The following is a 13101-nucleotide window of genomic DNA, read 5'->3' as shown; positions in this document are numbered from 1 at the left end:
CATGATGCGCTCCTTGTGGACAACCATACTGATCTCCCTCGTTACCGTCGCCACCGCCCAAAACTATTCCTGGTCGAATCTGCCCACCATCCACAAACCCACCTTCAAAAAAGACACCTTCAACATAACAAAATACGGCGCCATCCCCGACGGCGTCACCCTCAACACAAAAGCCATCAACGCAACGATCGACGCCTGCACCCGGCAGGGTGGGGGCGTCGTATTGATCCCGCCGGGATTGTTCCTCACCGGCCCCATCGTTCTTAGATCCAACGTCGACCTCCACGTCGATCGCGCGGCGATCGTCCAATTCACCAGCGACAAGGACCAATACCCCATCGTCTCCGGCAACTGGGAAGGTCACCCCGCCGCCCGCTGCCAGTCCCCCATCTCCGGCACCGATCTCGAGAACATCGCCATCACCGGCGGCGGTATCGTCGACGGCAGCGGCGATAGCTGGCGGTGGATCGCCAAAGACCGGCTCACCGAAGGCGAATGGAAACATAAGGTCGCCTCCGGCGGCGTCGTCACCGAAGACGGCAAAACCTGGTTCCCCTCCGAAAGATCGCTGAAAGGATACCGGACAAAGGACGCCGGCTGGCTGAAACCCGGCATGACGACAAATGACTTTGCGGATATCCGCGATTTCCTCCGCCCCAACCTCCTCGTGCTCAACAATTGCAAAAAGGTCCTCCTCGAGGGCACAACCTTTCAAAACTCCCCCGCCTGGTGTCTCCATACCCTGCTCTGCACCGATCTTACCCTCAACGATGTCCATGTCCGCAATCCCTGGAATGCCGCCAACGGCGACGGCATCGACGTCGAATCCTGTAAAGGCGTGCTCATCGAAAACAGTACATTCGACGCCGGCGACGACGGCATCTGCGTCAAGTCGGGCCGCGACGAAGACGGACGCAAACGGGGTCGCCCCACCGAGAATATGATCGTCCGTAACGACATCGTCTATCGCGCCCACGGCGGCTTCGTCGTCGGCAGCGAAATGTCCGGTGGCGCCCGCAACATCTTCGTCTCCGACTGCTCCTTCATCGGCACCGATATCGGCCTCCGCTTCAAAACCGTTCGCGGCCGCGGCGGGATGGTCGAAAAGATCTATGTAAAGAATATCAGCATGCGGGATATCGTTCACCAGGCCGTCTTCCTCGACATGTACTATTTCGCAAAGCCCCCCGCCATCGCGGACGTCTATGCCGGAAAGGTAAAAGTCGAGGTCCCTCCCGTCAGCGAAGCAACCCCGCAATTCCGGGATATTCATATCAGCAATATTGTTTGTGATGGGGCCGAAGAGGGTATATTTGTGCGTGGACTGCCTGAAATGAATATTCGGGATATCCAACTCTCGGATATGGTGCTAAAGGCTGCTAAAGGCGCGGAGCTGATCGAAGCGCAAAACATCGGTCTGAAGAATATCCGGCTGATCACGGCCGACACAACCCAGCCGGTGATATACGTCGAAAACAGCAGCGACCTGCATTTCGATAATATCAACTATCCGAAAACTACACTGCTCCTCAGTATAAATGGAGCCAAATGTGCCAATATCCGCCTGGCGGATACCGATCGTTCAAAAGCAGTCCACAACGCAGCCTTCAATTATGGGGCTACGAAAGAAGCTTTAGAACAAAAATAAAGAATATGACACCAATCAAGACGGCAATTTGCTCCTTCGGAATGTCCGGCCGCGTTTTCCACGCGCCCTTCCTCCACGTAAACCCCCACTTCGAATTCTATTCAGTCTGGGAACGTGAAAAAAACCTCGCAAAAGCCATCTACCCCGACGTAAAGGTCGTCCGCACCTTTGACGATCTCCTGGCTGATGCCGCCGTCGAACTCGTCATCGTCAATACCCCCAACTACACCCACTACGATTATGCCAAACAGGCCCTGCTGGCCGGAAAGCATGTCATCGTGGAAAAGCCCTTTGCCATCACCGAAACGGAAGGCCTCGATCTCATCGCCCTCGCAAAGAAGCAGGGGAAAAAGATCTCCTCCTATCAAAGTCGCCGGTTCGACAGCGATTATCGTACGGTAAAACGCATCATCGACTCCGGCGTCCTCGGCAAACTCGTCGAAGCCGAATTCCATTACGACCGCTATACCCCCGCCCTCAGCCCCAAGGTGCATAAGGAAACTCCCGGCCCCGGCCGCGGACTGCTCTATGACCTCGGCTCCCACATGATCGACCAGGCCCTCCAACTCTTCGGCGATCCCGACGCCATTTTCGCCGATATTTTTATCATCCGGGATAACTCAAAGGTCGACGACTATATGGAAGTCCTCCTTTTTTACCCGGGCTTCAGATGCCGCATCAAATCGAGTTACCTCGTTCGCGAACCCATTCCGTCCTATAATATCAATGGCCATCTCGGCACCTTCCTGAAGAACCGTACGGACGTCCAGGAACGCCGCCTCCTCGCTGGAGACATGCCGGTCGGCGACGACTGGGGCGTGGAACCCACCTCCGAACAGGGACTCCTACACACCACGATCGACGGCAAAGAGGTCAGAGAGCGCGTCCCCACGGAAAGAGGGAATTATATGGATTATTTCGACGGCATCTACGAAGCCATCCGGAACAATGCACCGCTGCCCGTCACGGGCGAAGAGGGAACCCGGATCATCCGGGTAATAGAAAAAGCCTATGAAAGCGTCCGAACAAAACAGATTATCGACTTCCGGTAACGTTTGCGATAACGTTTGCGGAAAAAAAGATGCCGGATTGTTTCTTCGTCATCCCCATACAATGTACACTTGCTATGTATATGAATGTACTTCTCGCCATAACGCTCGTCGTCGATGCCTCCGGTCACGGCAATTTCACCAGCATCCAGGCCGCCATCAACAGCCTGGCGCAGGATTCTTCCGCCCCCCGGCATATCCTGGTGAAGAATGGCGTCTACAACGAGAAGGTCTTCATCGAAAAGAACAATATCGTCCTCGAGGGTGAAGACAGGGAAAAGACGGTTCTCACCTTCGCCCTTGCCCGCGATGCCTGGCGCTGCGAGCATGAAAGCGACTGGGGCGTCGCCACCCTCAACCTCCGCGGCAGCGATATCACCCTGCAAAACCTGACGATCCAAAATACCTACGGCTACGACAATAAAACTTCCAATACCATCCGCTGCTCCGTGGACTCTCAAAAGACGATCAGCCGCGAAGGCCATCAGATGGCGCTCAGAAGTTTTCAGACCACCCGCCTAAAAGCCATCAACTGCATCTTCAAAGCCTATGGCGGGGACACCGTAAGCCCCTGGAACGTCTCCGCGGGTATGTTCTATTTCCAAGATTGCTACATGGAAGGCGGCGTCGATTTCTATTGCCCCCGCGGCTGGGCCTGGGCCGAACACTGCACCTTCAAAGCCGATAACGGCCCGGCCTGCATCTGGCACGACGGATCCTCCGACTCCGACTCGAAAACCGTCCTGAAGGACTGCAACTTCACCGGCTACGACGGTTTCAAACTGGGCCGGTATCACCGCGACGCCCAATTTTACCTAATCGGATGCCACTTCGCCGCCAACATGGCCGACCAGGATATCTATCTCGTCCCCACGGAGAATGTCATCCGCTGGGGCCGCCGGATCTATTACTATGGCTGTGAAAAGCCGGGCAAGCCCTTCTCCTGGTACGCCGATAATCTCAGCACCGCCCCCGGTGCCCCAACCGCCCGATCCATCACCCCCGCCTGGGTCTTCCACGACAAATGGGACCCCACCAAAAACTAATGATATGAAGCAACTCACCATATTCCTCCTCGCCTGCTGCACCACCGTCGCCGCCACCGCGCAATCGCCGGCGGAAAAAATGGCCTCCACCACGATGCAGCTCTGGCCCGACACAGGCGACTCCACCGCCATCCGCTGGACCTATGACGAAGGCGTCGTCTGGAAAGGCCTCGAAGGCCTCTGGTACAACACCGGCGACGCCCGCTATTTCAAATATATCCAGCACCAGATGGACCGCCTCGTCGACAAACAGGGGGACATCCGCACCTATAAGCTCGAAGACTACAATCTCGACAACATCCTCTGCGGCCGCATCCTCCTGATGCTCTACAACGTCACCGGGCAAAAACAATACTATAAAGCGGCACAGACCCTCCGCGAACAGCTAAAGCAACAACCCCGCACTACGCAGGGCAGCTTCTGGCATAAAAAGAAATACACCCGGCAGGTCTGGCTCGACGGCCTCTATATGTCCCAGCCATTCTTCGCCGAATATGCATCCCTCTTCCACGAAGACAGCGTCTTCGACGATATCACCAAACAATTCGCCGCCATCGAAGCCAACACCCGCGATACAAAGACCGGCCTTCTCTACCACGGCTGGGATGAATCGAAACAGGAAAAATGGGCCGATAAACAAACCGGCCACTCGGCCAACTTCTGGGCCCGCGCCATGGGCTGGTACGGCATGGCCCTCGTCGACGCGCTCGACTACTTCCCCGCCAACCACCCCGGCCGCAAAACGCTCCAGCAGATACTGATCCGCTACGCCGCCGCCATCCAGAAAGTGCAGGACCCCGCCACCGGCTTGTGGTGGGATATTCTCGACAAACCCAACGAAAAAGGCAACTACCCCGAAGCCTCCGCAAGCTGCATGTTCGTCTATACCCTGGCTAAAGGCGCCCGGAAAGGCTATCTCCCCGCCATCTATCACTCGACCGCCGAAAAGGGCTGGCAGGGCATCCAAAAGAAATTCCTCGAAGTCGACGCCAGCGGCCGGACCAATCTCGAAGGCACCGTCAGCGTCAGCGGACTCGGCGGATCCCCCAACCGCGACGGCAGCTATGCCTACTATATCAGCGAAAAGGTCGTGCCCAATGACCCCAAAGGAGTGGGCGCCTTCCTGCTCGCAGCGGACGAAATGGAAATGAAACTCCCGGGCGCCAGGACCGTCCTGCTCGACGAATACTACAACAACGAACACCACAAAGACATCACCGGCGCCAACACCCGCTTCCATTACATCTGGAACGAAATGGACAACAATGGCTACGCTATCTGGGGACATATTTTTAAGAAACTCGGCGCCCGCCTCGATACCCTCGCGGTCGCCCCCACGGCGGCAAATCTCGCAAAGGCCTCCGTCTATATCGTCGTCGACCCCGACAACGAAAAAGAATCCCCGGCCCCCAATTATCCCAGTGACGCCGATATCACAGCCATCGCCAACTGGGTAAAGGCCGGCGGCACCCTCGTCCTGCTGTCCAACGACTCCGCCAACTGCGAATTCACCCATTTCAACAGGTTATCATCCCGCTTCGGCATCCAGTTCAAGGATGACTGCTACCACAAAGTAACCGGCAGCCAGTACGAAATGGGCGCCTTTACCATGACGGGGCAGGATGGAATATTCAGAAATACTAAGAAAATTTACATAAAAGAACTCAGCACCCTCTCGCTCAGCGGCCCCGCAAAACCGGTGTTTACCGACGGCGGTCACAATATCATGGCGGTCGCAAGGGTAGGGAAGGGGAGGGTTTTCGCTGTCGGCGATCCCTGGTTCTATAACGAATACACCGACGGAAGAAAGCTTCCGGCCGATTTTGAGAATTATAAGGCTGCCCGTGATCTGGCCCAGTGGCTTCTTACGGCGCCAACTAAATGACATCTATCATGAAGAATTTCTTAGACGAAAATTTCCTCCTCCACTCCGAGGCCGCCCGCCGGCTCTACCACGACTATGCCCGGGAGATGCCCGTCATCGACTACCACTGTCACCTGCCCCCCCAACAAATAGCCGCCGACCACCAGTTTCAAAACCTGACCCAGGCCTGGCTCTATGGCGATCACTATAAATGGCGGGCAATGCGCACAAACGGCGTGGACGAAGGCTATTGCACCGGCGACCGCCCCGACTGGGACAAATTTCAGAAATGGTCCGAGACGGTTCCCTATACACTCCGCAACCCGCTGTATCACTGGACCCACCTCGAGCTGCAGCGCTATTTCGACGTCCAGGAGATCCTCTCCAGCCGCACGGCAAAAAAGATCTATGACACCTGCTCGGCCAAACTCCAGACAAAAGAATACTCCGTCCGCAACCTCCTGCGCAAGATGAACGTCCGCGCCGTCTGCACCACGGATGATCCCGTCGATACCCTCGAATTCCACGCACAACTCAGACAGGAAGGCTTCGAGATCCCGATCCTCCCGGCCTTCCGCCCCGATAACGCGATGAACGTCGACGACCCCGCCAAATTCAACAGCTATATAAAAAGGCTGGAAGCCGTGACCAACGTCGCCATCTCCAATTTCAACGACTATCTCTTCGCGCTCGAGAACCGCCACGACTTCTTCGCCTCCATGGGCTGCACCGTCAGCGACCACGGACTCGAAGAGATCTATGTCGAAGAGTTCACCGGCTGGGAAGTGGAAGCCATCTTTAATAAAGTCCGCGCCGGAAAAGAGCTCAACGACACCGAACGCCGGAAATTCCGCTCCGCCATGCTCGTCCACTTCGCCGAATGGGACTGGGAAAAAGGCTGGGTCCAGCAATTCCACCTCGGCGCCCTGCGCAATAACAACAGCCGCATGATGCAAAAGCTCGGACCCGATACCGGCTGGGATTCCATCGGCGACTTCTCCCAGGGCCGCGCCCTCGGCCGCTTCCTCGACCGCCTCGACAAAGAAGACAAACTGGCCAGGACCATCCTCTACAACCTCAACCCCTCCGATAACGAACTGTTCGCCACCATGATCGGCAACTTCAACGACGGTTCCATCGCAGGCAAGGTACAATGGGGCTCGGGCTGGTGGTTCCTCGACCAAAAGGACGGCATGACCCGCCAGATCAACGCACTCTCCAACATGGGCCTCATCAGCCGCTTCGTCGGAATGCTCACCGACTCCCGCAGCTTCCTTTCCTTTCCCCGCCACGAATATTTCCGCCGCATCCTCTGCAACCTCTTCGGCGAAGAGATCACCAATGGCGAACTGCCAAACGACCTGGAATGGATCGGCAAAGTCGTCCGCGACATCTGCTACTACAACGCCCGGCAATACTTCAACTTCCAACCCGCCGGCGCGCTGGCCTATTCGGAATAATCAATAACCTGTTCATTTTTAATAGGATAATCGGAAAAATACCGATTATCCTATTTTATTTTGTCAAATCAATGCTGTTTTTTAATACGATAATCGCTATTTTACCAATTAGCACCTATTTTTCTTACATTTGTACAAATGGATCTTAACCAAACGATTCGGTCTTTTGCTACGCAGCCCTTAACACATCAGATCTTAGTTTCGCTGTTAAAGGGATATAGCGTCCAAACGACAAGATGCACGATTTGACACGCAAGGGGATCCTATCTCCCATCCGTAAGGGACTTTACATCGCCGGCCCTACACTTGAAACCACTCGACCCGAACCCTTTCTCCTCGCCAATCATATCCTTGGCCCGAGCTATATTTCTCTCGATACCGCACTTTCCTACCATGGATTGATCCCTGAAAGAGTATTCGAGACGGCATCCATGACAACCAAAACCTCCAGGACATTCAATACCCCCGTCGGCACCTTTAGCTATACCAGACTGCCCCTGCCATATTATTCCTTCGGTATACGCCGCGTTCGGCTTTCCGACGATCAATACGCCCTCGTGGCATTTCCCGAAAAGGCCCTGACCGATAAGATCATTTCTACCTCAGGCCTCATCCTCAGAAGCCGTAAGGCAGCCATCGAATGGCTATTGGAAAACTCGCGGATGGATGAAACCCAACTCCGGGAATTGAATACCCGGATGATGTCTGAATGGCTGGCGGATGCACCAAAGAAGAATACACTGCAAATTCTTATAAATACGATTGATAGTCTATGATGGAGTTCACAGCGATAGGAATGGAGGTCTCAGTAAAAGAAAAAGACAAAAAACAATTGAAAATCGAAAGAACATGAGAACGCTCGTCATCACATCCCTTCTTCTCGTCGTATCCCTCACCTCCAACGCACAGGCTCCATACAAACTCGTCTGGTCCGACGAATTCAATTATACCGGCCTCCCCGACTCCTCAAAATGGTCCTATGACGTCGGCGGCAACGGCTGGGGCAACAACGAACTCGAATACTATACAAAAGCCGACACCGCCAACGCCGTCGCCCGCAACGGCTACCTCTATCTTACAACTCGCAAACAGCAAACCTCCACCAACACCGCAACCACCCGCCTCGCCCGGCCCTACACCTCCGCCCGCCTCGTAACAAAAGGAAAAGGCGACTGGCTATACGGCCGCATCGAAGTGCGCGCAAAATTGCCCGCCGGCCGCGGTCTCTGGCCCGCCATCTGGATGCTCCCCACCGACTGGAAATACGGCGGCTGGCCGGCCTCCGGCGAGATCGATATCATGGAGAACGTCGGCTTCATGCCCGACAGCATCTTCGGCAGCATCCACACCAAAAGCTTCAACCACGTCATCCATACCCAAAAGACAAAGGGCCTGTTCATAAAAGACCCCTACACCGCCTTTCATCTCTATGCCGTCGAATGGGACGCCCGCCAGATCCGCTTCCTCGTAGACGGAAAGGTCTACCACTCCTTCCAAAACACCGGCAAAGGCTCCGCCGAATGGCCCTTCGACCAACGCTTTCACCTGCTGCTCAACATCGCCGTCGGCGGCGGCTGGGGCGGCCAGAAAGGCGTCGACGACTCCATCTTCCCCCGCTCGATGATCATCGACTACGTGCGGGTCTATCAGGCCGCAAAATAAAAAAACCCGACATGAAAATGCCGGGTAGTGAGTCGACTCTAATTTAGACCTTATCCTACTGCTAAAGTAAGGAAGTTCTAAATATAACCCTTATTATTTATGGCGAATTGACTGATTTTTAAATATAAACCTTACTCTTTTTAAAATTAACAACTAACGGATAGGTGTTTTCCATATTTATAATTACTAAAACCTATTAGCAAATAATTGGTATAAACACCGAAAAATCAACCCGGCACCCAAATTGCTCTTTTAACCCGGTTCAACCCCCGAAAAGGGCTAAATTACACGTCTAAAACATCAGATATGGCAAAGAAAGACAAAAAGACGATCGACCTCCCCGAGGTAAAGGACATCCCAGGACAGGAAAATATAAAACCGCTCCGGTTAGGCGAACTGGCTGACACGACCGCCTCCTCCTCAGATGAAGAAGGGGACGACATCCTGGATCAGGACGACGACCTCGTAGGATCCGGCAGCAACGTATCCCGCGAAGAGCGCAGGGTGCTGGCCAATATCGATAACCGTGAGCTGGACACCGAGGACGAGGTCCTCAACGAAGCCGCACTCGACACCACCGACGACGACGGCGACCCGCTCAACGAAGGCAGCTTCGGCCGCAACGTCACGGGTCACGATCTGGATGTCCCCGGTGCGGAAGACGATGACGCCGACGAAGATGTTGGAGCAGAGGACGAGGAGAACAACGAGTACAGTATCGATAAGAACGAGGACGACAGCGACATCAACTACGACGCATAAGGAACAGCGCCGGACCCCGCCGCCGAAGGCGGCGGGGTCCGCTTCAGCACAACTCTGTCCACCGGGAAAGCCTCGGGATAATTCTTTTGCAGATAAGTGATCAACCCCTCCCGGACATTACACCGCAGATCAAACGCATTCCCGCTGCTGGTGGCGCTCATCAACGCGCGTACCTCCATCGTCTTCTCACTCGTATTGGTCACCTGCATAACCCTCACCCGCTTGTCCCAAAGCGGATCGGCATCCAGCAACCGGTTCAGCTCCGCGCGAAGCCCATCCAGCGAAACCGAATAGTCCAGGTAGAGAAAGACAGTCCCGATGATATCCGCCGTGTTCCTCGTCCAGTTCTGAAAGGGCTTCTCCACAAAATAGTTGATCGGCAGGATCAGCCGCCGCTGATCCCAGATGTTCAACACCACATAGGTAAGCGTGATCTCCTCCACCCGTCCCCACTCACCCTCCACCACCAGGACATCATCGATCCGCAGGGGTTGGGTAAAAGCGATCTGAAACCCCGCCAGCAGATTCCCAAGCGACTTCTGCGCCGCAAAACCGATGATGATCCCCCCAACGCCCACACCCGTCAGCAAACCCGTCCCCAGCTTCCGCAGATTGTTAAAACTGAGCAGGATAAAACATGCCGCAACAATCAGGATCAGACTGATCGCCAACCGCCGGATAAATTGCAGCTGCGTCCGGATCTTTCGCTCCTTCAGGTTGTCCGCCTTCTGGATATCGAAAGTATGATAGGCATAGTCCTCAAAAACCTTCACCACCGCGATCAGCACATTGGCAAACGCAACAGTAAGCAGGATGCCGACAGACCGATCTATAAACGACTCCACCCTCGGCCTCATCTTCATCAGCGGCAGCAAAAAGTTTAGCGTCAGCAAGGGCAGGAACAGGCTGAAGGGCTTGCCAAGCCGGGCAAGGATACTGCGGGTAACCGAAAAAACCGGTTGCCCGCCCTTCGGTTTCCGCTTTAGCATCAGCGCCAGCAGGAACTTCAGGATTAGCCCGGTGACGACGGCTACCCCTAAAAGGATGATATCCCACAACACATCAGGAAAATGGTTAAACTGATCCAGAAATTGATCGAATGGTCCGGGCATAGGTGAATTCTTGACCCATAAAGCGCAAGCATTAGGCCAAAAGTTCTACACTTTACCCTCCGCCCATGCCAACGCCCCCCTGGCACAACATTTTCTGCTTGAACTAAATGGAAAATCTTTTGTGCGATAGAGGTTTAGGTTAATGGACGCCGCCCCGGTTCACCGGGGCGGCTTTTTTAAAAAGAAATAAAATGGCTGCCCCAATACCACCGGTATCGCTCTCCCATAAACAGTTCCTTCGCGTCGACCATGATCACGAACAGGCCGCGGAAGCCGCCAGCCTGGTCTATGTCACCGACCGGTCGCCCGGCATCACCCGGACAAAACACGGTAAAGGCTACACCTACGCCCTCCAGGGCAAGACCATCACCGACAAAACCGTGATCCAACGCATCCGCGGCCTCGTCATCCCGCCGTCCTGGACTGCCGTCTGGATCTGCCCCATACCCACCGGACATATCCAGGCCACCGGCCTCGACCTCCGCCGCCGCAAACAATACCGCTACCACGCGCTTTGGAACACCCTTCGCAACGAAACCAAATTCCACCGGCTCTACGAATTCGCCAAGGCCCTCCCCACCATCCGCGAAAAGATCGAAGCCGATCTCCGCCGAAAAGAGCTCACCCGCGAAAAAGTCCTGGCCACCGTCCTCAGCCTGATGGAAAAAACCTATATCCGGGTCGGCAACAACGAATACGAAAAAGCAAACGGCTCCTACGGCCTCACCACGCTCCGCAACAAACACGTCTCCCTCTCCGGCGACCGGATCGCGTTTTCCTTTACCGGCAAAAAAGGGGTAAAACACAATATCACCTTAAAGAATAAACGCCTCGCCCGCACCCTCGGCCAATGCCGCGAGATCCCCGGCCGCGAACTCTTCCAGTATTATGACGAAGCCGGCAACCACCACAGCATCGACTCGGGAATGATCAACCACTACATAAAGGAGGCCGCCGGCATGGACTTCACCGCAAAAGATTTTCGCACCTGGGCCGGCTCACTCCACGCCCTGCAACAACTAAAAGCCATCGGCGAGGCGGCCACGGTCGCCGAATGCCGGAAAAACGTCGCCGGCGTGCTCGATGCCGTCAGCAAAGAATTGGGGAACAGCCGGGCCGTATGCAAAAAATACTACGTACACCCCGGCCTCTTAAGGCTCTATGAGGAAAATAGCCTGATAAAGTATATCGGGGAGAATAACAGCGACGACGACGAACAAACGCTCACCCGTATCCTGAAGAATTACATCTCCACCCCGGCGCTCGTCACCTCTCCTTCCTCTTCGGCGACCTGAGACCCCACCGTTCCCTCAGGGCCCCCTGCCGCCTGCCGGCTCTTCAGCTTCGCATGCAAAATGGAATAGCGCTTGAAATGATATTTTTGAGGCTTGCCCAACAAAAATCCCACCGCCTTAAAGCCCGGCAAAAGATCGAAGATGATCTTGCAGATGGCCGTGACCGGCAACGCCAGGATCAATCCCGATAACCCCCAAAGCTTCCCAAAAAGCAACAGCGAGAATACCGCCACCAACGGGTTGATGCTCACCTTGGACCCGACCACATACGGCGTGATCACATTACCCTCCAGGATATGCACAAACAGGAACACCCCCAGCACCCCGCCGGCATACCAGTACGAGTCCTTCGTCACCAGCGCCACGATCACCGGTAATGCCGCCCCGATCAGGATCCCGATATAGGGGATGATCACCAGCATCCCGCCCAGAAATCCAAAGAACAGGGGCGACTCGATCCCCAATGCCCACAGCCCCACCGAATTCAACGTACCGATGATCGCGATCACCTTCAGCAGACCCAACAGGTAGTTCTGGATCACCACATAGATCTTCTGCATCGTATCGTCGATCAACAGCTTGTCCGAAGAATGAAACACCTTATAAAAGAATTCCAGGAAAAAGACCCGCAGATACAATAAAAAAAAGCTGAACAGCAGCACCAGCAGAAAGGAAGAGACAATATTGGTCGTAAACGACATCGTAGAGGAAAAATAAGCACTGCTGTTGTCCAGCGCCTTGTTCAGCAACATATGCACATGGTCGGCCTGCGTCGATTTTCCGATATGAATGCGCTGCGCGACCACGGTTTCCACCTTGTCCAGCAGCGTCGTCAGCTTCGCGACAAACTGTGGCGTTTGCCCCACCAGGTGCATCACCTGCATGAGCACGACCCCAAGGAATAAGGCCGTGACGATACCCGCCGCCAACACCGAAAGAAAAGCCGCTACCCCCTTATGACAACCCCATTTCTCCAGCTGATAGCACAACGGGAACAGCATACTCGAAAAAATGATCGCAAAAAGCAAGGGGACGATCACATCCGCCGCCCAGGACAGGATGACAAAACAGATGACCAGGATGATCAGAATGGCGGCGCTTCGCAGCGGGGAGGCAAATTTGAGCTCGTTCATAAGTTTCGATTAAATTGTAAAAAAGAGCCGGTCTTTCGACCGGCCTTTACGGGCCAATAACGGCCCTTTA

General features: G+C 54.8%; 11 protein-coding genes. 9 read left to right on the top strand and 2 right to left on the bottom strand.

Features of this window, described 5'->3' with window-relative positions; translation table 11 throughout:
• The first annotated feature begins 1 nt into the window (after position 1).
• The 8 genes from VGM48_RS02955 to VGM48_RS02920 all read left to right on the top strand — a co-directional run bounded on the left by VGM48_RS02955 (position 2) and on the right by VGM48_RS02920 (position 9491).
• Positions 2–1648, top strand: a complete 1647-nt coding sequence (locus VGM48_RS02955; protein WP_331576222.1) for a glycoside hydrolase family 28 protein — start codon at positions 2–4, stop codon at positions 1646–1648.
• A gap of 5 nt (positions 1649–1653) precedes the next feature.
• Positions 1654–2700: a Gfo/Idh/MocA family oxidoreductase gene (locus VGM48_RS02950; protein WP_331576221.1), complete on the top strand. Its 1047-nt coding sequence runs from the start codon at positions 1654–1656 to the stop codon at positions 2698–2700.
• Positions 2701–2780: 80 nt separating this feature from the next.
• Positions 2781–3743 carry a pectinesterase family protein gene (locus VGM48_RS02945; protein ID WP_331576220.1) on the top strand — a complete coding sequence of 321 codons (963 nt, stop codon included), beginning with the start codon at positions 2781–2783 and terminating at the stop codon, positions 3741–3743.
• Positions 3744–3747: 4 nt separating this feature from the next.
• Positions 3748–5628, top strand: coding sequence for a DUF4350 domain-containing protein (locus VGM48_RS02940; protein ID WP_331576219.1), 1881 nt, complete (start codon positions 3748–3750; stop codon positions 5626–5628).
• An 8-nt stretch (positions 5629–5636) separates the two neighbouring features.
• Entirely contained in the window at positions 5637–7067 is a 1431-nt protein-coding gene (gene uxaC, locus VGM48_RS02935) for a glucuronate isomerase (RefSeq protein WP_331576218.1), read from the top strand.
• Positions 7068–7303: 236 nt separating this feature from the next.
• A complete protein-coding gene (locus VGM48_RS02930; protein ID WP_331576217.1) occupies positions 7304–7843 on the top strand; it encodes a hypothetical protein in 540 nt (179 codons plus the stop codon).
• Between the two features lie 73 nt (positions 7844–7916).
• Entirely contained in the window at positions 7917–8729 is an 813-nt protein-coding gene (locus VGM48_RS02925; protein WP_331576216.1) for a glycoside hydrolase family 16 protein, read from the top strand.
• 306 nt (positions 8730–9035) lie between these two features.
• Entirely contained in the window at positions 9036–9491 is a 456-nt protein-coding gene (locus VGM48_RS02920; protein WP_331576215.1) for a hypothetical protein, read from the top strand.
• Here the strand turns inward: VGM48_RS02920 and VGM48_RS02915 are convergent.
• Positions 9479–10603, bottom strand: coding sequence for a mechanosensitive ion channel family protein (locus VGM48_RS02915; RefSeq protein ID WP_331576214.1), 1125 nt, complete (start codon positions 10601–10603; stop codon positions 9479–9481). The genes VGM48_RS02920 and VGM48_RS02915 overlap by 13 nt on opposite strands.
• A gap of 191 nt (positions 10604–10794) precedes the next feature.
• Between VGM48_RS02915 and VGM48_RS02910 the strand changes: the two genes are divergently transcribed.
• The gene (locus VGM48_RS02910) at positions 10795–11898 is read left to right on the top strand and encodes a DNA topoisomerase IB (RefSeq protein ID WP_331576213.1); all 1104 of its coding nucleotides are present in this window, start codon (positions 10795–10797) and stop codon (positions 11896–11898) included.
• Here VGM48_RS02910 and VGM48_RS02905 read toward each other — a convergent pair.
• Complete coding sequence (locus tag VGM48_RS02905; RefSeq protein ID WP_331576212.1) at positions 11847–13031, bottom strand: AI-2E family transporter; 1185 nt, start codon at positions 13029–13031, stop codon at positions 11847–11849. The genes VGM48_RS02910 and VGM48_RS02905 overlap by 52 nt on opposite strands.
• Between the last annotated feature and the right edge of the window lie 70 nt (positions 13032–13101).

This window comes from Puia sp. (assembly GCF_036500295.1).
Taxonomy (GTDB): domain Bacteria; phylum Bacteroidota; class Bacteroidia; order Chitinophagales; family Chitinophagaceae; genus Puia.
Note: the sequence above shows the minus strand (reverse complement) of the source record. Positions and strands in the feature narration are given on the sequence as shown.